Genomic DNA, 19,960 nt, shown 5'->3' with positions numbered 1-19,960 from the left:
CAGTGTCAAGCACTGGAATGACATCGTTGTAACATTGTACCATATTACAATGTTCGTACAGTTGTGATAGATGCCCAACAAGTCTATTTTTAAAGCCCACATCCTAATAAACTATTCTGCGGAGCTTCCAACACTTTCACATTTACTATTTTGTCCCTGTATTTATCTTCAGGATCATCAATGCATACTGATTGCATATATGGGCTTTTACCAATAATTTGGTTTTGGTGTTTACCTTTTTTATCGCTAAATAGAACAGGTATAGTTTTGCCTACCATACTCTGGTTAAACTCAAGTTGTTGCTTACTAATTAATTTCTGTAAACGAAGAAGGCGCTCTGTTTTAACCTCTTCTGGTACTTGATCTTTTCTTTCCGCTCCCGGTGTGCCTGGTCTTGGGCTGTATTTAAAACTATAAGCCTGAGCATATCTAACTTTTTCTACTAATTTCATAGTTTCTTCAAAATCTTTTTCGTTTTCTCCAGGAAAACCAACGATAAAATCAGAAGAAAATTCGATTTCAGGTTTCAATTTGCGAAATCTGTCTATTATTTCCAAATACTCCTCTGCAGTGTGTTTCCTGTTCATCACGCGCAATATTTTATTCGAACCAGACTGCACAGGCAGGTGAACAAACGGCATGAGTTTTGGCTCTTCCGCATGTGCCAAGTAGAGAGATTCATGCATATCTCTTGGATGAGAAGTTGTATAACGAATCCTCTCTAGCTTTTCAATTTTAGCAATATGACTAATTAATTTACCTAAATCCCACACTTTCCCTTCGCATTCCCCATGGTAAGCATTGACGTTCTGACCAAGCAAATTGATCTCATTTGCCCCATTTGCAACTAATTTCAATGCTTCACGAAATATTTCATTTACTGGCCGTGAATACTCAGCTCCACGAGTATAGGGCACTACACAAAACGTACAAAATTTATCACAACCTTCTTGTATGGCAAGAAACGCGGAGGACCCCTGGCTATTGCCATAGCATTCATCTGGCAATTTATCAAACTTTGCAACTTCAGGAAAATCAGTGTTTATTATGTGACCTTTACTTCTGCTTGCTTTGACTATCAGCTCCGGTAAAGTAGCGATACTCTGCGGACCAACAACAATATCCACAAATGGAGCCCTTCTGAATACTTCTTCTCCCTCTGCTTGCGCTACACACCCAGCCACCACTATAGTCATTTCTTTTCGTAACGAATGAATCTTCCCAAGCTCTGAGTAAAGTTTTTCTGCTGCCTTCTCTCTAATATGGCAAGTGTTCAGTATCACCAAATCAGCTTTTCCTGCATCACTAACAACGTTGAACCCCAAAGGTTTAATTATATTTTCCATTAAAACGGAGTCATAAACGTTCATCTGACAGCCGTAAGTTTTAATGTATAGGCCTTTCATATTTGGTATGTCTTTTTCAAAATTTCTTCACCCTACACGTAAATGTCTAACAGACCAGCGCGTGACGCTAGTGAACTTGCTAGCACAATAGATTTTGACAAAATTATACGAAAAACTGGACCCCATTGTCAAGCACTGGAATGACAGCAGTCCTACATCATACCGCTGTGGTATCAACTATGTTTTTTTAAAAATTTTTTATTTGTAGTTTTGCAACTTCATATGGGCAATAAAAACCCATTTGTTATAGAAACAGAATTTTGTATCAAACAGCCACCACAGCAATTTCTGCTTAAGTTAATGAATATGCGCTTTTAATGTGTGTGGACGCGCATATTCATTAACCAATTTCAGTTATTGCTATGTAAATTTTTAAATATGCAAATTAACTGCTTCTTTAAGCCTTGCATTAGCAATCACTATTATTTTACGCATTAGAGCTGTTATAGCCACCATCTTTTTCTTACCACTTTCAATAAGCTTAGAATAAAAGGCACCAAGTGCAGATTTGGACCTTGCAGCAGCCATGGCAGCTGTAAAAAGCTTTGAACGAACGTTACTTCTTCCACCTATAATCCTTCGGTAGCCAATAGCTTTACCACTTTCCTTAGGATGAGGCGCAACACCTGCAAGGCTTGCAATTTGCCTTTTATTTAAAGAACCAAGTTCCGGTATGAGACACAATAAACATTGAGAGGTTTTTCTACCTATTCCAGGGACTGTTTCAAGAATTTTTTGGCATCGTTGCAATTCAGGATTTTCATTGACTATTTTTTGTATAGCTTGATCAAGCTTTTCTACCTGGTTGTTGAGGAATTCAATAGCTTGTTGACAACTTTCCTTAATGTAATCATTTCCAGGAGTTTTTAGCCTATTCTTCTCTTGAACAAGCATTTTCGTAATATCGTCACGACGCTGACAAAGTGCAAACAAGGTGGTTTGTTCTTTTGAGATAGGTGTAAATAGCTGCAGATGTCCACAACGCTCAGAACCATATTGGGCAAGCGCTTTTGCATCAAGACTGTCGGTCTTTGCCAAAGTTCCATGAGATAGAATGAAGTTTTTAACTTGACGAGTATTAGCACGATGCACAGCAATGTTTCTATCAATAAGAAAATACAATAAGCCAAGCTCATAACCTCCTGTAGCTTCTAAAATTACCATGGAGTTGGGCAAGATATTTGAAAATTTTTGGTAGAATTGTTTCCAACCAACACAACTATTGTCAAATTTGATGACACCTTTTTGTTCATTAACTGCAGTAACAAATTCAAGTTTTCCGATATCAATGCCAATAAAATTTTGATAAGATGTAACCATAAAGAACCTCGAGAGTTTAAGTTAAAATTTAAGATTGTAAACGGGTGCATATATATGTCCCAAACAACTATTCAAACGTCTCGAAGGATAGGCTTGAGTACCTTGATATCTACGTATGTTATAATACTACCGTCTTACGGTCGCTCAAGCCTGGCGATAACCACATTTTTATAGAGTTATCTTCCTTCTTGCTTCTTTTTATATCACATTTCCAACTTACAATTTCCTAAAACAAATAATAAAGGTATAATATGGAATTAATGAAATATGAAGTAAGTAATGGCATACAGTGTAGACTTAAGGAGAAAGCTATCTCTTTGGTAGAAAGAGGGAAGTCAAAATCTGAAGTAGCAGATCTTCTAGAAATAGGAATTGCAATCTTGTACAAATGGCTGAAAAGAAAGGAAGCGGTGAAAGCTTAGAGGCAAGAAAGAATGGCAGTTTTATTCGAAAAATAGATCCAGAAATACTCAAAGAATATGTCAAAAAACATCCAGATCACACACTAGCAGAAATGAAACAAAATCTAGGATTTGGAATAAACTTAATTTGGTATAGGTTAAAACAGCTAAAAATAACCTTAAAAAAAAGTCACACTGTATCAAGAGCGCAATCAAGAAGATAGGCAGCAATTTATCGATAAAGTCTCAAAAATAGACCACTGTAGCATTTTATATATAGATGAAGCAGGAGTTGACAATAGACTATACCGAGAATATGCACGAGCTCCAAGAGGAGAAAAAATATATGCTGATGTTCCAGGAAAAAAGCGGGAAAGAGTGAGTATAATAGGTGGATGGATTGAAAAGAAGTTTATTGCACCAATGACCTTCACAGGAGGGTGTAATAAAGATATATTTAATGTATGGTTAGAGCGAACCACAATTACAGCGTGATACAACCATAGTTATGGATAATGTTACATTCCATAAAACTCCCAAAACAAAGTCATTAATAGAGTCTTTTGGCTGTCATTTGCTTCATCTTCCAACATATTCACCTGATCTAAATCCGATAGAGCATTGTTGGCACACCATCAAAAGTCGCCTCAGACCTCTAATGCACCACTATACAGACTTGCAGCTTTTAGTTGGTAATACCATAATGGAAATTTATCATTCATTTTAGAAACTACTATAGTTAGCGGAATGACGGTTTTTCAAATTGTCGGTAAATCTAAGTCAGTTTAGCTATATTTTAGCCAGTAGCACGTTTTGCAGTTTAGCTATATTTATTATTTTTTAAGACAAAATGGTTAAAATAGTAGACAACTGTTCAAGTGAGGTTTAACTATGACGGCAAACTTTCTTACAGAAATTAATTTTCTGCCTTCTTACCTGCCTTTCTATCTGTATTTCAACTACATATAGCTAAAAGTAACTTAGGTTTACCGAAATATGTTTATGGTTAATTATAGGTGATATCTTAAGGTGTCATTCCAGCGCGTGACGCTGGAATCCAGATCTTTTTAGACTGGATCCTATGGTCAAGCCATAGGATGACAGAAGCGGGCTTTGTTAGCTATATACAACGTTTGACTTAATTAAAAAAATTGAATCTTAGCTGACAACTTAAATAGCTTTTAATATTGAGGTTTTAGTATGAGTATAGGTCTAAATAAAAAGCAAGAGCGGGATAGAAAAGACGAGCAACTGCACTACACTATAGAGAAAAAGGTAAGAAAAGAAGAACACAAGCGTGAAAAACCAAGAGGTCAAGATGGAACCATCAAGAAGTGTAAAAGGTTATTCAAGGAAGGTGCTAGCCCTGAAGTATTAACTAAATTAGAAGAATCACTTAGAGAACAAGAAAAATATTATAGGTATTATGTCCAATGCTTCCTTCCAGTGCTAGGTAAAGCAATAGAACGATCGAAAAAAATATCAAATGAAACAAAAAAGCAAGTAATTTCAGAAATTACTGATAATAGCAAATATTGTTCTAATAGTATTACCCACAACCAAAATGATCGTAGGAATAGAGAAGATAGTGAAGCAGAAAGTGGCTACGGTAGCGATGTTGAAGATGATCATAAAGTAGAAATAAGCAACGAAATAACAAATAGCAATGCTCTATTACTAAAAGCGATCAAAAATGGAAATAACAGGAAATTTAAAAAATATCTAAAAGATTGTACGGATATTAATAGTGTGAAAGGTGAAAAAGACAACAATATTTTACACCTTATCGTGTCGTTGGAAAAGAAACAGAAATGCAAGTTTCTAGGTACCCTAATAAAAACGGTCACCGAGGAAGATTTAGCACAACTCATTAATAGTGAAAATCAGGAAGAACAAACACCTCTTCATCAGTTGCTTCAGCATATAAAAGAAAAGAATGAGGATCGATCATGTACAGATAGAAAATTTGAAAAAACAAATAGGTATAAAGCCTTAGAGTTATTTCTACAAAATGGTGCAGATATTACTGTGCAAGATAAAAATGGAAAAAATGCTCTGCACTATATTGCTTTACTAAAAGGAGAACAAAAAGTTACATGTTTAGAGTTGATTTCAGATAAAGATGGATTTAGTAATGCTGTAAATACTACTAACAAGGAAGAACAAACACCGCTCCATCAGGTACTCCAGCGCATACAAGAAAAGAATAAAGAACCTTCATTGAAAAATAAAATAAAAAATGTAGTAAAAAAAGAATTTAAGGATACTGGCAGGTATAAAGCCTTAGAGTTATTTCTACAAAATGGTGCAGATATTACTGTGCAAGATAAAGATGAAAAAAATGCTCTGCACTATATTGCTTCATTCAAAGGAGAACAAAAAGTTACATGTTTGGAATTGATTTTAGGTTTAGTAAAAAATGGAACAATATCTAAAGATAAATTAGGTAAAGCTATAAATGCTAAGAATGGAGAAGGGAACACACCCCTAGAATTGGCATTAAAGAAAAAAGCAGAAAAAAGAAGTATCGAATACCTACCGCAAGGAACAATTTTTGATACAGCAACTGCTTATGACAATACAACAAAATTTTGTACAATGCTGCTAGAAATAGGCGCTGATCCCTGTTCTCTGGAGCTGAAAGATCCAAAATTCCATACTAAAAAGTACTATTTAACTTTACGAGATCTAAAAGATTATTCAGGGACTCCACAGAAAGCACAGGAGAAAGCTAAAGAACTAAAAAAGAAGCTTGAGGAAAAATACCACTGTAAAACTGCTTCAAAAAAATGCAAGTCTGGCATTAAAGAAGCAGGTTCTGGTATAAAAAAAGGAGTATCTGCTGTAGCAGTATTCATAGATCCAGCAAAAAGGACCCGCGAACTGTTAGCAATCACGATAACGATTACTGTTATTGCAATGGTAACATTTGCTTTCTTTCAGGGTCAAATGGCAATTGGAGCAGCCATTCCTATCATAGCTGTTGCTGGAGTTATATGCCTTACTTTAACTTTAGGATTTAGTGGTATTAAGAAACTTTTTGAAAAATCAACCAACAAAGTACAGGACACATTTAACGACAAAAACCGCTCTAATTCAACAACAGAGCAGAATCAAGCTTCGAAGAACCTTGTTAATAATGATCAACAGAATTTAAGGAATGAGACTAAAAATCAAGCAGTACAAGAGTCACCAAATCAATCAGAGCATACTGAAAGTCCTCCATGCACTAAAATGAGTGCCATATCAATAATGAACTCGTTGAAAAATTGTGTAGGGATAGTGTAACTAGTAAACCCTCTTTTCCGGGGCTATGAAATCAATCTCACCGCTCAGAGTTTTTTCAGCCACTTTTTTGTAGTCAATTTTTACGTTAATTTGCCCTTTCTTTTCTTCAAGCCACGCTATAGTGTGCTTCATCCAGTTTTTGTCATCACGTTCAGGAAAGTCTTCACGAGCATGGGCACCTCTGCTCTCCTTTCGATTAGCTGCGCATTCCATGGTAATAACCGCTTGTGGGATCATGTTAGCAAGCTCTAGTGCTTCAACTAAATCACTATTCCACATCATACTGCGATCCTCAAGTGAAATATCAGGCATCATTTTTGCTACCTTTTTTATAGCTTTTTTACCTTCTTCTAAAACTTCAGCAACACGGAACACTGATGCGTACTTTTGCATAGTGTTCTGCATTTCGCTGCGTATTTTTGCTACTTTGAGCTTCCCGGAAGCAAATCGCATTTTATTGAATCTATCTACTATCCAGTCTGTGCAATCTGAGCTCAATTTTTTATGTGGTGTACAGGATTTTAGCTTCTCTTTTGCTCTGAGCGCTGCAGCTCTACCAAAAACCACAAGATCAAGAAGCGAGTTAGAGCCAAGTCGATTTGCACCGTGCACAGAGACACACGCAGCTTCTCCAATTGCAAATAGTCCATCTACCACTTCTTCCTTACCTTGCTTCAGCGTGATCACTTCTCCATAATAATTGGTTGGAATGCCACCCATGTTATAGTGAACAGTCGGAATGACCGGTATTGGATCTTTAGTGACATCAACTCCAGCAAAAGTTCTTGCGGTTTCGCTAATGCCCGGCAATCTGAGTTTTATTACTTCCGGATCAAGATGTGCTATAGTTAAATACATGTGATCTTTTTTCGGTCCAACTCCCCTTCCCTCTCTAATTTCAATTGTTATTGCACGACTTACCACATCACGGGAAGCTAAATCTTTTGCTTTTGGTGCGTAACGTTCCATAAACTTTTCGCCCTGAGAATTAACGAGATATCCCCCTTCGCCACGGCATCCTTCTGTCATCAAGCACCCTGAGCCATATATTCCTGTTGGATGAAATTGTACAAATTCCATATCTTCAAGTGGTAATCCAGCCCTTACTACCATGCCGTTACCATCACCTGTGCAGATATGCGCACTTGTTGCAGAGAAATAAACACGTCCATATCCACCTGTTGCTAGCACCACCCTATGCGCGCGAAATTTATGTAATGTACCGTCACATAGCGACCAAGCAAGAACTCCGCAGCATGTTTCGCTATCCATAATTAAATCAATCACAAAGTATTCAACAAAAAATTCAGCGTTGAATTTAAGACACTGCTGATATAGAGTGTGGAGGATTGCGTGCCCAGTCTTGTCTGCTGCCGCACAAGTGCGTTGAGCTGATTTTCCTTTACCAAAGTGAGTTGTCATTCCACCAAAGGAACGCTGGTATATTTTGCCATCTTCTGTACGAGAAAAAGGTACGCCAAAATTTTCAAGTTCAATAACAGCTTTAGCAGCGTTTTTACACATATATTCTATTGCATCTTGATCACCAAGCCAGTCTGAACCTTTTATTGTGTCATATGCATGCCAGCGCCAATCGTCTTCACCGATATTACCTAAAGCTGCACTAATTCCGCCTTGTGCTGCAACTGTATGACTTCGTGTAGGGAAAATTTTAGAAATGCAGGCAACTGAAAAATTAGTTGCAGCCATCCCAAGCGTTGCTCTGAGCCCTGCTCCACCTGCACCTACTACTACCACATCATACTCATGTTCTATGATCTCATACGCTGACTTATCCATATTTACTTATTTTATCATTACAGGCTTATGATATCACAGAAGTAGAAAAAATCTATACAAGTTTTCTATAGCTAAGACGTCATGCCGCCACGGCGTGTAATAGTTTAGACTTGATCTGACAGGCGTGAATTATCTGACAGAAGAATCGACGAAGTCAAAACCGATATCAGAATCTATTTTAATGTTATCAATATTTTTTTGGTAAGCAATATGCATACTATCAAAAAAGGTCTGCATAGCCGTAGCAATACTTACCCGAATGAGGTCTAGCTCTATTGTAAGAATACAACCAATGATCTACATCTAACTGAAGCTCTTCCAAAGTACTATAAATCTTTTTTCTAAAGATAATATTGTAACATTTATCTTGCATAGTTCTATGAAGCCTTTCACATATACCATTAGTCTGTGGAGAATAAGCTTTGGTTCTAGAATGATCAATATTTTCTACTCCCAGATATAGCTGGTATGCATGATTCCCCGGTTTGCCACAATACTCTGTACCTCAAAATGCGCAGCAAAGGAACTTTCTGTTCATCAAAAAATGGTATAACTCTATCATTGAGAAGATCTGCAGCTGTGATGGCAGTTTTCTCCGTATAAAGCTTAGCAAAAGCCACTCTAGAGTAGGTGTCGATAAAAGTTTGTTGGTCCAATACCTTTGATATTACCTACATAGTAGGTATCTTGACTACCTAAGTATCCAGGGTGTTGGGTCTCAATTTCACCATGCGCCTCTTTTTGTTCCTTAGCTTTTTCTAAAGCAGTAACTTGCTCCTCTGTTAAATTTATATCAACTATGTTTTTTTAAAAATTTTTTATTTGTAGTTTTGCAACTTCATATGGGCAATAAAAACCCATTTGTTATAGAAACAGAATTTTGTATCAAACAGCCACCACAGCAATTTCTGCTTAAGTTAATGAATATGCGCTTTTAATGTGTGTGGACGCGCATATTCATTAACCAATTTCAGTTATTGCTATGTAAATTTTTAAATATGCAAATTAACTGCTTCTTTAAGCCTTGCATTAGCAATCACTATTATTTTACGCATTAGAGCTGTTATAGCCACCATCTTTTTCTTACCACTTTCAATAAGCTTAGAATAAAAGGCACCAAGTGCAGATTTGGACCTTGCAGCAGCCATGGCAGCTGTAAAAAGCTTTGAACGAACGTTACTTCTTCCACCTATAATCCTTCGGTAGCCAATAGCTTTACCACTTTCCTTAGGATGAGGCGCAACACCTGCAAGGCTTGCAATTTGCCTTTTATTTAAAGAACCAAGTTCCGGTATGAGACACAATAAACATTGAGAGGTTTTTCTACCTATTCCAGGGACTGTTTCAAGAATTTTTTGGCATCGTTGCAATTCAGGATTTTCATTGACTATTTTTTGTATAGCTTGATCAAGCTTTTCTACCTGGTTGTTGAGGAATTCAATAGCTTGTTGACAACTTTCCTTAATGTAATCATTTCCAGGAGTTTTTAGCCTATTCTTCTCTTGAACAAGCATTTTCGTAATATCGTCACGACGCTGACAAAGTGCAAACAAGGTGGTTTGTTCTTTTGAGATAGGTGTAAATAGCTGCAGATGTCCACAACGCTCAGAACCATATTGGGCAAGCGCTTTTGCATCAAGACTGTCGGTCTTTGCCAAAGTTCCATGAGATAGAATGAAGTTTTTAACTTGACGAGTATTAGCACGATGCACAGCAATGTTTCTATCAATAAGAAAATACAATAAGCCAAGCTCATAACCTCCTGTAGCTTCTAAAATTACCATGGAGTTGGGCAAGATATTTGAAAATTTTTGGTAGAATTGTTTCCAACCAACACAACTATTGTCAAATTTGATGACACCTTTTTGTTCATTAACTGCAGTAACAAATTCAAGTTTTCCGATATCAATGCCAATAAAATTTTGATAAGATGTAACCATAAAGAACCTCGAGAGTTTAAGTTAAAATTTAAGATTGTAAACGGGTGCATATATATGTCCCAAACAACTATTCAAACGTCTCGAAGGATAGGCTTGAGTACCTTGATATCTACGTATGTTATAATACTACCGTCTTACGGTCGCTCAAGCCTGGCGATAACCACATTTTTATAGAGTTATCTTCCTTCTTGCTTCTTTTTATATCACATTTCCAACTTACAATTTCACGGGATAATTTCTTTAACTTCTCAGCAAACTCATTAGCTTCATTTGTTTTCTCGTCAAAATCTACTACCTTCTTAACATCAGCCATAGCACTTTCAAAGTCAATTGCAACTTTAATTGGAGCTGCAAGCGTTAATGCAAGTCCAGCCGTCTCCAACATTTGTGATCTAAAGTACGCTTTTCTCCTATGATTATTGTCCAGTAGAAATTTCAAATTTTGTGAAATCTTTAAAAACCCAGTCATTTTTAAGAGTATAGAAAATAGTTATAAGAAATTTCCTAGCAGTAGCAGTTATAGCTTTAGCAGAACCACGCTTCTTTTTTATATGTTCATAAAAACTTTTCAAGTAAGGACTGTAACGTACAGCAATCCAAGTACATTGAACTAAAGAAGTACGCGCTATTTTTGACCCTCGTTTGGTAATTCTTCCAATTGTACATTGCTGATTAGATTGAGAAACTCTTGGTACAACTCCAAAATATGCAGTAAGTTTCTCAGGTCTACGGAAATCATTAATGTCTCCAATTGTTGCAATAAAGACAGCTGCAGAAATTGGACCAATTCCCTTTATGCTGATAAGATTGCTGAACCCAGGAAGTTGTTTAGCAAAAGCTATAATTTCCTTTTCAAGTTTTTTAAGGCTTTCTCGGATAGCTTCTAAATGATAGCTAATCACTTCAATTTCAACTTTTTCTAAAGGCTCCCAATTATGCTTTTGAGTAGCACGCTCAAATCCTACTTTAGTTGTAAGTACTTCTTTTTTAATTTTTATTCCATGATAATTAAAAAGACCATGAACTTTATTGATTAAAGATACCCGTGACTTTACTAACTGATCTCTCGTTTGAAGAAGAGAAGCTAACTGCTGGCATTGTTTGTTTTTGCACCTTGCCTCAGGCAACATATCTTTGCTTAGAAAGAAAGCAATAGCTCGCGCATCATGCTTATCTGTTTTGTTCACAGAGCGACGAACAACTTCAAACTGTCCAGGAGCAATTATTACTATGCGTTTAACGTAAGGTGAAACTGCATCATAAAAGAAACAGCTGTTACCTGTTGCTTCTATGGCTACTTCATATGTTTCTTGAAGATCTTTGGTGAAATTATCCAAGTCTTTTAAGCGAAACGTTTGAATATGCTCAGGTTTCCCTTCTTGTAAGTAACAAGCAGTAAAACTATTGGTATGTAAATCAACTCCAATGTGACGCATATTTTTTCCTCCAATTGCATATTTCAATATATCAGAGTAGAATATTGCCGGTTGTTCCAAACTCCTATACGAGGTCATCACATTTTGTGAGCCTCACGATGATTTTCGGTGGCAGGAGCAGTTAATCTCCCCCACGAAGTCTTTTTTCTACTCCCTGGGCAGAAAGTGCTTCAGAAAAACATCCAACCTGCCACCTATCCACTCTGAGAAGTTATTATCTTCTCTTGCTTCCAACCAAGCAATACTTATTCATACCATCTCCCCCTTTTTCGCCCCTTTGCAAAAACATTAGACTTCTTTCAAAATTGTTAGAGGGAGTGTAAGATGAAGTATTTGAAAGCATGAAATATAAGGAAATAGAAAAGTTAGAAGGAGAAAAGTTTCGACGTTTAACAGGGGTAAAAAAAGCAACATTTGAGCGAATGGTAGAAATTCTAGAAGTGGAGGATAAAAGAAAAAAAGCTAGAAGTGGAAGAAAAAGTAAACTTTGCATAGAAGACAGGCTACTTATGGCACTGGAATATATAAGAGAATATCGTACATATTTTCATATTGGGCAAAGCTATGGCATGAGTGAAAGTAACAGTTTTAAAATAATAAGATGGGTAGAAGACATATTAATAAAACATCCAGATTTTGCATTACCAGGAAAAAAAGAGCTATTAAAGAGTGATGTAGAATATGAAGTTTTAGTAATAGACGGAACTGAAACGCCAGTAGAGAGACCAAAAAAAAGCAAAAGCCCTTCTACTCTGGAAAGAAAAAAAGGCATACTATAAAAACACAAATAGTAACAGAGAAGAAGAGTAGAAAAGTCATATGCACATCTTTCTCGAATGGTAGAAAACACGGATGTTTAGAGAATCAAAGGTAGCAGTATTGCCGCAAACTAAAATCTTAGCTGATGCCGGCTACAGGGGAATGCAGAAGATACACAAAAATGTTGTATTACCGCACAGGAAAACGAAAAAGAATCCGTTAAGCAAAGAACAAAAAAAAGAGAACAGGGCACTTATGAGCCAAAGGGCAATTGTTGAAAACGTAATTGAAAAGGTTTAAAATCATCTCGGACAGGTATAGAAACCGACGAAAACGTTTTGGTTTAAGGTTTAATTTGATTGCTGCAATTCACAATTTTGAGCTCCCTACATGAATTTTGAAAGAAGTCTATTCATGCTCTATGCCAGCAATGATAGGAGGAGGAAAGAATGCAAAACCTGGAGAAATTACCATGGCTCACAATGGCGTGTTATTTCTTGATGAGCTACCTGAATTTCCAAGACTCGTGCTTGATTCTCTGCGCCAACCACTTGAAGATAGAAAAGTTACCGTTGCAAGGGCAAACGCTCACATTACTTATCCAGCCAATTTTCAACTTATAGCTGCAATGAACCCTTGCAGGTGCGGTTATTTAGGTGATGCAAGCAGATCGTGCAACAAAGCTCCAAAGTGTGGCACAGATTACAAAAACAAAATATCAGGACCATTGCTTGATAGAATAGACATATGCATTGAAATGCCAAACGTTAGCATACTCTCTCCTGAAATCTCTGTGGAGGGAGAAAGTACTAAGATCATAAGAGAAAGAGTAATAGCAGCGAGAAAAATTCAAACTGAGCGTTATAGTGAATTAAATATTCGTTGCAATTCAGAAGTAAGCGGTGAATCATTTAATAAATTTACTGAACCAGATCAGGCAGGGTTAGAATTGCTAAAATACGTACTGAAAGAAAATTATATTTCCAATCGAGGCTACACACGCGTATTAAAAGTTGCAAGAACTATTGCAGATCTTGCAAAAAGTGAAGAAGTAAAAAGAGCACACATTGCTGAAGCGCTGAATTACAGAATAAGGGTATATTAAAAAATTAGTTTACTTGACAGATAATTTTTTTCATTATATACTGTCCTTAATGAAATTTTAACATTCTATTTAAGGAGTAGAGTTATGGCATTAACAAAATATAATTACGAACAAGAACATGGTGTTTTTCACGCTATTTCAGAGGGATATAAAAGAGCTGATGATTATTGGGGAATTCCAGGTGCTGCTAGTGGAGCTGGTCAGTACGCTATGCATAATAAAGGGAGAACAGCATCATTTCTGGTTGCAGTTCCAAGTATTGTCTTTACAGCAATGCATATGAAAGCAGGCTTTGTGAGTGCAGCAGAAGCTTCTGGGTTTCTTGCTAAGACTGCCAGCTACTTTGTTGGAACAAATCAAGCAATAGCTGCTTCATTACCTGGATTTATCGGAACAGGTGTTGCTGGTCAGATAGTTGCAGGTATCATAATGACAATTGCTGCAGCTGCTGTTCTTTATGGAACATATCAAATTGCCTCAAAATTAAAAGATGCTATAGTTGAAGCATGTACAGGAAAAACACAAACTGCACCATAACTTCAACAAAACAAAAAGGGGTAGGATTCTATCCCTTTTTATAACATTTTCTATTTTTTTGTATCGGTAAATTATGTCACCTAAAAACCTAATTACCATTAATTAACGGCACTTATTAGTATAAATGTTAAGAATAAGTAAATCCCGTTTACTGTTTACGCCTATAGAAGTGAAAAGTATTTGCATATTATTAAAAAAGCGGTAACTTATTATCAAGTGAATTCGCTAAATTTGAGTAATTTAAATGTCCATTAATCTTAGTCTGCCGGAGTTACCTATATTGCACCCAAGGATTACCGTTGTGGGAGTGGGTGGTGCTGGTGGAAATGCTGTGAATAACATGATCCAATCTAATTTGCAAGGAGTGAATTTTGTTGTCGCAAATACCGATGCTCAAGCACTAGAAAAGTCGTTATGTGATAAAAAAATTCAACTGGGTATTAATTTAACTAAGGGGCTTGGTGCTGGTGCTTTGCCTGATGTTGGCAAAGGTGCAGCAGAAGAATCAATCGATGAAATTATGGAGCATATAAAAGATAGTCATATGCTTTTCATCACAGCAGGAATGGGCGGTGGTACTGGAACCGGTGCAGCACCGGTAATTGCAAAAGCAGCCAGAGAAGCAAGAGCTGCAGTTAAGGATAGAGCGCCAAAAGAAAAAAAGATATTGACTGTTGGAGTTGTAACTAAACCGTTCGGTTTTGAAGGTGTGCGCCGTATGCGCATTGCAGAACTTGGACTTGAAGAATTGCAAAAATACGTGGATACACTTATTGTCATTCCAAATCAGAATTTATTTAGAATTGCAAATGAAAAAACTACATTTTCTGATGCATTTAAACTTGCTGATAATGTTCTGCACATTGGCATCAGAGGAGTAACTGACTTGATGGTCATGCCAGGGCTTATTAATCTTGACTTCGCTGATATAGAAACAGTAATGAGCGAGATGGGCAAAGCGATGATCGGCACCGGAGAGGCAGAAGGAGAAGATAGAGCAATTAGTGCTGCGGAAGCTGCAATATCCAATCCATTGCTTGATAATGTATCAATGAAAGGTGCGCAAGGAATATTAATTAACATTACTGGTGGCGGAGATATGACTCTGTTTGAAGTTGATGCTGCAGCCAATAGAGTGCGTGAAGAAGTAGATGAAAATGCAAATATAATATTTGGTGCTACTTTTGATCAAGCGATGGAGGCAAGAGTTAGAGTTTCTGTTCTTGCAACTGGCATTGATGGTCGCAATAATAAATCAGAAACTTCACCTATAAGTCAAAGCGAAGACTCAGAGAAAGAGAAATTTAAGTGGCCCTATAGTCAAAGTGAAAGTACGCAAGACAAAACACTGGAAACAAAACCAGCTGAACAGGTAAGTGAAGGAGCTAAGTGGGGCAGCAATATCTATGATATACCAGCTTACTTAAGAAGAAAAAAATAATGCAACTTTGGCTACTCAAGTCAGAACCAAGTAAATACTCATGGCAAAAAATGGAAAAGGAGCAGGTAGTTGAGTGGGATGGTGTGCGCAATTATCAAGCTCAAAATTACATGAAAATTATGAAAGCAAGCGATCTTGCGTTTTTTTATCATACAGGTAAAGAGAAAGCAATACTTGGAATCGTTGAAGTATTTAAAGAGTATTATCATGTTAATGATCCCAAGTTCGGATTAGTGAATGTAAAGTTTTTGAAACCTTTAAATAACCAAGTAACGTTAAATAATATAAAACAAAACCCACTTTTGAAAAATATGACTATATTAAAACAACCACGTTTATCAATTGCCCCAGTTTCGGAAATTGAATGGAATGAAATAATAAGGATGAGTGATGTGTAATACCTTGTCATCTCAGCACGCAACGCACAGCTGTATGAATATTTGTCTCGAAGGCAGTGCATTAAACATTATAGCCGGTTTTACATCAAACACAAAGGTGTCATTCCAGTGCTTGACACTGGAATCCAGCCTTAATGCAACCACATTAAAACTGTTGTGTTTTAATATAGGATTAGCTACTTTTATATTCACTAACTTGATGTCTAATCAAAATTCCTGGATCCCAGTGTCTAGGCACTGGGATGACATCCTTCTAGTGTACAATATTCGTACAGTTGTGTACATGACACAAGGGTCTATAACTCTTCTTTTTTGGATTCCAGTGTCAGCTATTTGCATGACACCCTTACTGATGTGTCACTCATGTTAGAAGTAAATATTCTTGACAAGAAATGGTGCAGCATTATAGAAAATCCTAAAAATTTTGTATTAGGTGTCATCAATGCTTCTCTAAAAGAATTAAAAATAGACCACTATAAACCAAATATATCAATAGCTCTGGCTGATGATGACTTGCTACATCAACTTAATTTAAAATTTAGAGAAATGGATAAGCCAACTAACATACTATCATTTCCGTATGAACAATTGTCTAATGAGTGCGATTTAGGAGACATAGCAATTTCAATAGACACAATAAAAAGAGAATCGCATGAGTATTGTATACCCATTCTTGCTCACATTGCACGCATGTTAGTGCATGGATTACTGCATTTACTTGGTTATGATCACCAAAAAAAAGATGAAGAAATTATAATGAAAAATCTAGAAAGAGAGATTTTAGCTTCGCTTGGCTACAATATGTGTGCGATTTAAAAGGAATTTAATAAAAATATAGTAGATGATAATAAAATATGTTATCTACAAAGGGTTTTAGCTATAAACAATAAAAGGTAAGTGATATGGTTCAGTTTTCTTTGCCAAAGAATTCTAAAATTAATCAAAAGGGCAAAATTTATCCTATTCCTGCTAGAGCAAAAAACATCAGAAGATTTCAAATTTACCGTTGGTCTGCTGATAACGAGAAAAACCCTAGAATAGACACATTTTTTATTGATATAGATAGTTGTGGCCCTATGGTACTTGATGCATTAATAAAAATAAAGGATGAAATAGATTCGACTTTAACTTTCAGACGTTCTTGTAGAGAAGGCATATGTGGATCTTGTGCCATGAATATTGACGGAACCAATACTCTTGCATGTACTAGATCTATACACGATATAAAAGGTGACGTAAAAATATATCCATTACCTCACATGTATGTGATAAAGGACCTAGTCTCGGACTTGAGCCAATTTTATGAGCAATACAAATCAATTAAACCTTGGTTACAAGCAGATAAGCCTGCCCTACCAAATAAAGAATACTCTCAATCTCCTAAAGATAGAAAAAAATTAGATGGCTTGTCCGACTGTATATTATGTGCTTGCTGTTCAACTGGTTGTCCAAGCTACTGGTGGAATAGTGATAAATTTTTAGGACCAGCAATACTATTACAAGCCTACAGATGGATTGCTGACAGCCGTGATAATAAGACAGGTGAAAGACTTGATGTTTTAAACGACCCATTCAAGTTGTATCGTTGTCATACAATAATGAATTGCACAAAAACTTGTCCTAAAGGACTTAATCCAGCAAGAGCAATAGCGAAAGTAAAACAGCTCATGGTAGAGAGAGAAGGAGTTTAAGTATCATCTTTTGCATTCTTCGTAAGAGAACAGCAAACCTTCCGAAGCGTAGGGTATTGTTAATACCCTGAACGCTTTTCCGTTTGTGAAATGCATCGTATCATCGTACGATTCAAATAATTTTTTGAACAACTCATGTCTTTGGTTACTAATAGTTTGAAAATCCTCTTTTTCTAAAAGCTTTTTAGATTCGAAGAGGTAAAGCATAACTTCGTGATAAGTTGGGTAAGATGCCAAAAATTTTGGGTCAAATTGAAAGGTTTTTATAAAAGCATTATTATAAAATTTTAGCTTTTGATTCTTACTATATATTACTATAGCAACCGGTAACCTCTCAAGCAAATTTTTCTGTGTAGCTAAATAACTGTTTAATTCAGTATATAATTTCTCTGCATCACTAACATCTTTCCCATACATTACTATGCTACCAGAACCTTGTATTGGAATTTTAACAAAATCGAAAACCTTAGGTTCGTTCTTATAAGTTATGACATGTCTTCCTGGTTTTGTGCTATGAGCGCTACCGGTAATAGCAAATTTCTTAGAACCATCTACATATTTATCATAAAACAAGTTATAAAATTCCACCTTTCTACTCTTGTTATATCTTAGTATTGGAAATGGTAAAGAGTTGAAAACGTTTTTATAGCTCTCCACTTCCTGTGTAAGCTTACTATTTTCTAACTCAAGTCCGTTAGCCTTTATCTTACAGTCTGAGACATTCCTTATCCATAACAGCACACCTATTACATTGTTAGAATCATCTATTATGCTTCTACCGTAACATATGCAATAAACCTCACCGTCTTTTGACTTTAAATCTAGAGTAAAAGATTTATTTATTTCCTTTGCCTCAACAAAATTTTTAATTAAGCTTTCTGATTGCTCAAAAAAATTCACAAACTCATTAAATGAGTAAAAAACAGTATTAAGCAAAATTAGTAAATTGGGAGAGAACTTTTCTATACGTTTTTTTGCATCCCAAATATAAAACCCATCATTCACAGTATCAATTAAATTATTTATGATAACATTTTGATGCTGTAAGTTCTTAATCTTATTACTAATTTTTAATTTAGAATAAGAGAGAAAGAATAATATTAGAATCAATATTAAAACCACTTCATACAAAAAAAACATAGTACTTTTAAAACAAATGTAAAAATTTGTAACCGCTCAGAATTATGCTGAAGAGGTATATAAGTAAAGATTGCCTAACATTCGAAAGCCCAATCTCTTATAAAGGTTCACAGAAGATTTCATACAATGTGCTACTATATATTTGCATTCAAGCTGTTTAGCTATCTTTATTCTTTCTAAAACCATTTGAGTACCTATTCCACGATTCCTGTAAATTGGTAAAACTCCATCACTATAAAAACCAGCTACGCTGTCTTGAACATAAAGACCGCATGTCCCAATAATTTCATTATTTAGTGTTACAAGAAAAAATCTTAATCTTGAGTTCTTATCATCATAATTTGATAATCCACGAAAAAATGTGCTGACAATTCCAACGCCATGATAAAAAATTTTAGAAGTGTGTAAATCTAACTGTTCTAAGAGGTCGCTACCATTTACAGCATTTAACCTCAAGTTTGGAATAACATCAGCAGGTAAAAAGTAATTTTTCATATTAAGTAAAGCTTTTTTTGGTGTGCTAACGTGTTTTATTTCACACTTTTCTAAAATATCTCTTATTTTTATATGTGAATTTATTACCCATGTTGCTTCTATATCTCTTGTTCTGAGATAATCTAGAGTTTTTTGTATAGAAAGCTCGGTACATTGATCTCCACAGAACACAAAATTAAATAATGACTCCCTGGTACCATTTATTGTAAATATGATGTTATCAAATTCATCGTGTACTTCCCACTCAGATAAATTTGCTGTGTACAGTATATAATCCTTTAGATTTTGAACAACTAAGCTTGAATAATAAATTTTTTTATCCTGCATACACCAACAATAAACAATAAAAGGCTCCTATAAGAACACAGGCTAAAATTGCAGCTATAACGTCATCTAGCATAATACCTAAAGGACCTTTGGTATTTTTATCGATCAAATTTATAGGCCACGTTTTTATTATATCAAAAAACCTAAAAGAAAAAAAGCACAACAACAATGAAGAGCAATTCATCTCTTGGCTTAACAATATCGAAACTAAAAGTATCGTCAGCAATTGACCGACCACTTCGTCAATTACTACCTCTTTTGGATCACATGAAGTCTTGTAATGTTTTATATAATTACCTGTAGACCATAATCCAATTAAGAATAAAAAAGAAATAATTGCTGCACCTAAAATTTTGTTGCTCAGGATTACAGGAACAAGCAGAAAAGAAGCCAAACTACCCACAGTACCTGGCATTTTTTTTACTGTTCCAGACAGCCACCACGTTGATATTAATTTATATAAAAATTTCACAATA

At 35.7% G+C, this 19,960-nt stretch carries 20 protein-coding genes and 3 pseudogenes; 12 read left to right on the top strand and 11 right to left on the bottom strand.

All coding sequences use genetic code 11. The annotated features are described in order from the left end of the window. Nucleotides 1-89: 89 nt before the first annotated feature. On the bottom strand, nt 90-1,406 hold the full coding sequence (gene miaB / locus OPR57_RS04785; protein WP_265036005.1) for a tRNA (N6-isopentenyl adenosine(37)-C2)-methylthiotransferase MiaB: 1,317 nt from the start codon (nt 1,404-1,406) through the stop codon (nt 90-92). 372 nt (nt 1,407-1,778) lie between these two features. Then, on the bottom strand, nt 1,779-2,726 hold the full coding sequence (locus OPR57_RS04780) for an IS110 family transposase (protein WP_265035888.1): 948 nt from the start codon (nt 2,724-2,726) through the stop codon (nt 1,779-1,781). A 251-nt stretch (nt 2,727-2,977) separates the two neighbouring features. On the opposite strand from OPR57_RS04780, the gene OPR57_RS04775 reads away from it, so the two are divergent. The 5 genes from OPR57_RS04775 to OPR57_RS04765 all read left to right on the top strand — a co-directional run bounded on the left by OPR57_RS04775 (nt 2,978) and on the right by OPR57_RS04765 (nt 6,415). Continuing rightward, nucleotides 2,978-3,148 carry an IS630 transposase-related protein gene (locus OPR57_RS04775; protein WP_265036002.1) on the top strand — a complete coding sequence of 57 codons (171 nt, stop codon included), beginning with the start codon at nt 2,978-2,980 and terminating at the stop codon, nt 3,146-3,148. Then, nucleotides 3,115-3,351, top strand: a complete 237-nt coding sequence (locus OPR57_RS04770) for a transposase (protein ID WP_265036001.1) — start codon at nt 3,115-3,117, stop codon at nt 3,349-3,351. The genes OPR57_RS04775 and OPR57_RS04770 overlap by 34 nt, the downstream gene beginning before the upstream one ends. Continuing rightward, nucleotides 3,323-3,622: a transposase gene (locus OPR57_RS07870; RefSeq protein ID WP_406831671.1), complete on the top strand. Its 300-nt coding sequence runs from the start codon at nt 3,323-3,325 to the stop codon at nt 3,620-3,622. Before OPR57_RS04770 ends, OPR57_RS07870 begins: the two co-directional genes overlap by 29 nt. A 13-nt stretch (nt 3,623-3,635) precedes the next feature. Continuing rightward, nucleotides 3,636-3,854, top strand: coding sequence for a transposase (locus tag OPR57_RS07865; RefSeq protein WP_406831314.1), 219 nt, complete (start codon nt 3,636-3,638; stop codon nt 3,852-3,854). A 473-nt stretch (nt 3,855-4,327) separates the two neighbouring features. Then, the gene (locus tag OPR57_RS04765; RefSeq protein ID WP_265036000.1) at nt 4,328-6,415 is read left to right on the top strand and encodes an ankyrin repeat domain-containing protein; all 2,088 of its coding nucleotides are present in this window, start codon (nt 4,328-4,330) and stop codon (nt 6,413-6,415) included. Here OPR57_RS04765 and sdhA read toward each other — a convergent pair whose 3' ends face one another. The 5 genes and pseudogenes from sdhA to OPR57_RS04740 form a co-directional block, all read right to left on the bottom strand. After that, nucleotides 6,416-8,215, bottom strand: coding sequence for a succinate dehydrogenase flavoprotein subunit (gene sdhA, locus OPR57_RS04760; RefSeq protein WP_265035998.1), 1,800 nt, complete (start codon nt 8,213-8,215; stop codon nt 6,416-6,418). Between the two features lie 129 nt (nt 8,216-8,344). Next, nucleotides 8,345-9,007 (bottom strand): annotated as a pseudogene (locus OPR57_RS04755) (integrase core domain-containing protein); the annotation flags it as partial. 200 nt (nt 9,008-9,207) lie between these two features. Further along, nucleotides 9,208-10,155, bottom strand: a complete 948-nt coding sequence (locus OPR57_RS04750) for an IS110 family transposase (protein ID WP_265035888.1) — start codon at nt 10,153-10,155, stop codon at nt 9,208-9,210. Nucleotides 10,156-10,375: 220 nt separating this feature from the next. Beyond that, nucleotides 10,376-10,564, bottom strand: a pseudogene (locus tag OPR57_RS08170) (phage tail tape measure protein); the annotation flags it as partial. Nucleotides 10,565-10,571: 7 nt separating this feature from the next. Beyond that, the gene (locus OPR57_RS04740; RefSeq protein WP_265037507.1) at nt 10,572-11,591 is read right to left on the bottom strand and encodes an IS110 family RNA-guided transposase; all 1,020 of its coding nucleotides are present in this window, start codon (nt 11,589-11,591) and stop codon (nt 10,572-10,574) included. A gap of 341 nt (nt 11,592-11,932) precedes the next feature. Here OPR57_RS04740 and OPR57_RS04735 point away from each other — a divergent pair. The 5 genes and pseudogenes from OPR57_RS04735 (at nt 11,933) to OPR57_RS04715 (ending at nt 15,831) form a co-directional block, all read left to right on the top strand. Beyond that, nucleotides 11,933-12,744: pseudogene (locus OPR57_RS04735) on the top strand (IS5 family transposase). Nucleotides 12,745-12,771: 27 nt separating this feature from the next. Further along, the gene (locus OPR57_RS04730) at nt 12,772-13,455 is read left to right on the top strand and encodes an ATP-binding protein (protein WP_265035996.1); all 684 of its coding nucleotides are present in this window, start codon (nt 12,772-12,774) and stop codon (nt 13,453-13,455) included. Nucleotides 13,456-13,539: 84 nt separating this feature from the next. Further along, nucleotides 13,540-13,992, top strand: coding sequence for a hypothetical protein (locus OPR57_RS04725; protein ID WP_265035995.1), 453 nt, complete (start codon nt 13,540-13,542; stop codon nt 13,990-13,992). A gap of 244 nt (nt 13,993-14,236) precedes the next feature. Continuing rightward, nucleotides 14,237-15,433, top strand: a complete 1,197-nt coding sequence (gene ftsZ, locus OPR57_RS04720; RefSeq protein ID WP_265035993.1) for a cell division protein FtsZ — start codon at nt 14,237-14,239, stop codon at nt 15,431-15,433. Then, nucleotides 15,433-15,831, top strand: a complete 399-nt coding sequence (locus OPR57_RS04715) for an EVE domain-containing protein (RefSeq protein WP_265035990.1) — start codon at nt 15,433-15,435, stop codon at nt 15,829-15,831. The genes ftsZ and OPR57_RS04715 overlap by 1 nt, the downstream gene beginning before the upstream one ends. 207 nt (nt 15,832-16,038) lie before the next feature. Here OPR57_RS04715 and OPR57_RS08070 read toward each other — a convergent pair whose 3' ends face one another. Further along, a complete protein-coding gene (locus tag OPR57_RS08070) occupies nt 16,039-16,170 on the bottom strand; it encodes a hypothetical protein (protein WP_259348783.1) in 132 nt (43 codons plus the stop codon). Nucleotides 16,171-16,194: 24 nt separating this feature from the next. Here OPR57_RS08070 and ybeY point away from each other — a divergent pair, with 24 nt between their 5' ends. Continuing rightward, nucleotides 16,195-16,647, top strand: a complete 453-nt coding sequence (gene ybeY / locus OPR57_RS04705) for an rRNA maturation RNase YbeY (RefSeq protein WP_265037559.1) — start codon at nt 16,195-16,197, stop codon at nt 16,645-16,647. Nucleotides 16,648-16,733: 86 nt separating this feature from the next. Then, nucleotides 16,734-17,522: a succinate dehydrogenase iron-sulfur subunit gene (locus tag OPR57_RS04700; RefSeq protein WP_265035988.1), complete on the top strand. Its 789-nt coding sequence runs from the start codon at nt 16,734-16,736 to the stop codon at nt 17,520-17,522. Nucleotides 17,523-17,525: 3 nt separating this feature from the next. Here OPR57_RS04700 and OPR57_RS04695 read toward each other — a convergent pair whose 3' ends face one another. From OPR57_RS04695 to OPR57_RS04685, 3 genes are read right to left on the bottom strand one after another with little or no spacing between them, the layout of a single operon-like run. After that, nucleotides 17,526-18,662, bottom strand: coding sequence for a hypothetical protein (locus OPR57_RS04695; RefSeq protein WP_320157485.1), 1,137 nt, complete (start codon nt 18,660-18,662; stop codon nt 17,526-17,528). 42 nt (nt 18,663-18,704) lie between these two features. Further along, the gene (locus OPR57_RS04690; protein ID WP_265035984.1) at nt 18,705-19,484 is read right to left on the bottom strand and encodes a GNAT family N-acetyltransferase; all 780 of its coding nucleotides are present in this window, start codon (nt 19,482-19,484) and stop codon (nt 18,705-18,707) included. Next, complete coding sequence (locus OPR57_RS04685; protein ID WP_265035982.1) at nt 19,474-19,956, bottom strand: phosphatidylglycerophosphatase A family protein; 483 nt, start codon at nt 19,954-19,956, stop codon at nt 19,474-19,476. Before OPR57_RS04685 ends, OPR57_RS04690 begins: the two co-directional genes overlap by 11 nt. Between the last annotated feature and the right edge of the window lie 4 nt (nt 19,957-19,960).

The organism is Wolbachia endosymbiont (group A) of Anomoia purmunda, from assembly GCF_947251545.1.
Taxonomy (GTDB): Bacteria; Pseudomonadota; Alphaproteobacteria; order Rickettsiales; family Anaplasmataceae; genus Wolbachia.
The sequence above is the reverse complement of the archived record's forward strand: the minus strand, read 5'-3'. Positions and strand labels throughout refer to the sequence as shown.

What these genes read in the sequence shown, in the direction of transcription:
- miaB (WP_265036005.1), bottom strand. Translation starts at nt 1,406, where the DNA reads ATGAAAGGCCTATACATTAAAACTTACGGCTGTCAGATGAACGTTTAT.
- ftsZ (WP_265035993.1), top strand. Translation starts at nt 14,237, where the DNA reads ATGTCCATTAATCTTAGTCTGCCGGAGTTACCTATATTGCACCCAAGG.
- OPR57_RS04725 (WP_265035995.1), top strand. Translation starts at nt 13,540, where the DNA reads ATGGCATTAACAAAATATAATTACGAACAAGAACATGGTGTTTTTCAC.
- OPR57_RS04770 (WP_265036001.1), top strand. Translation starts at nt 3,115, where the DNA reads ATGGCTGAAAAGAAAGGAAGCGGTGAAAGCTTAGAGGCAAGAAAGAAT.
- OPR57_RS04690 (WP_265035984.1), bottom strand. Translation starts at nt 19,484, where the DNA reads ATGCAGGATAAAAAAATTTATTATTCAAGCTTAGTTGTTCAAAATCTA.
- ybeY (WP_265037559.1), top strand. Translation starts at nt 16,195, where the DNA reads ATGTTAGAAGTAAATATTCTTGACAAGAAATGGTGCAGCATTATAGAA.
- OPR57_RS04730 (WP_265035996.1), top strand. Translation starts at nt 12,772, where the DNA reads ATGCCAGCAATGATAGGAGGAGGAAAGAATGCAAAACCTGGAGAAATT.
- OPR57_RS04780 (WP_265035888.1), bottom strand. Translation starts at nt 2,726, where the DNA reads ATGGTTACATCTTATCAAAATTTTATTGGCATTGATATCGGAAAACTT.
- OPR57_RS04765 (WP_265036000.1), top strand. Translation starts at nt 4,328, where the DNA reads ATGAGTATAGGTCTAAATAAAAAGCAAGAGCGGGATAGAAAAGACGAG.
- OPR57_RS08070 (WP_259348783.1), bottom strand. Translation starts at nt 16,170, where the DNA reads ATGCAAATAGCTGACACTGGAATCCAAAAAAGAAGAGTTATAGACCCT.
- OPR57_RS04715 (WP_265035990.1), top strand. Translation starts at nt 15,433, where the DNA reads ATGCAACTTTGGCTACTCAAGTCAGAACCAAGTAAATACTCATGGCAA.
- OPR57_RS04695 (WP_320157485.1), bottom strand. Translation starts at nt 18,662, where the DNA reads ATGTTTTTTTTGTATGAAGTGGTTTTAATATTGATTCTAATATTATTC.
- OPR57_RS04700 (WP_265035988.1), top strand. Translation starts at nt 16,734, where the DNA reads ATGGTTCAGTTTTCTTTGCCAAAGAATTCTAAAATTAATCAAAAGGGC.
- OPR57_RS04740 (WP_265037507.1), bottom strand. Translation starts at nt 11,591, where the DNA reads ATGCGTCACATTGGAGTTGATTTACATACCAATAGTTTTACTGCTTGT.
- OPR57_RS07865 (WP_406831314.1), top strand. Translation starts at nt 3,636, where the DNA reads ATGGATAATGTTACATTCCATAAAACTCCCAAAACAAAGTCATTAATA.
- OPR57_RS04750 (WP_265035888.1), bottom strand. Translation starts at nt 10,155, where the DNA reads ATGGTTACATCTTATCAAAATTTTATTGGCATTGATATCGGAAAACTT.
- OPR57_RS04775 (WP_265036002.1), top strand. Translation starts at nt 2,978, where the DNA reads ATGGAATTAATGAAATATGAAGTAAGTAATGGCATACAGTGTAGACTT.
- sdhA (WP_265035998.1), bottom strand. Translation starts at nt 8,215, where the DNA reads ATGGATAAGTCAGCGTATGAGATCATAGAACATGAGTATGATGTGGTA.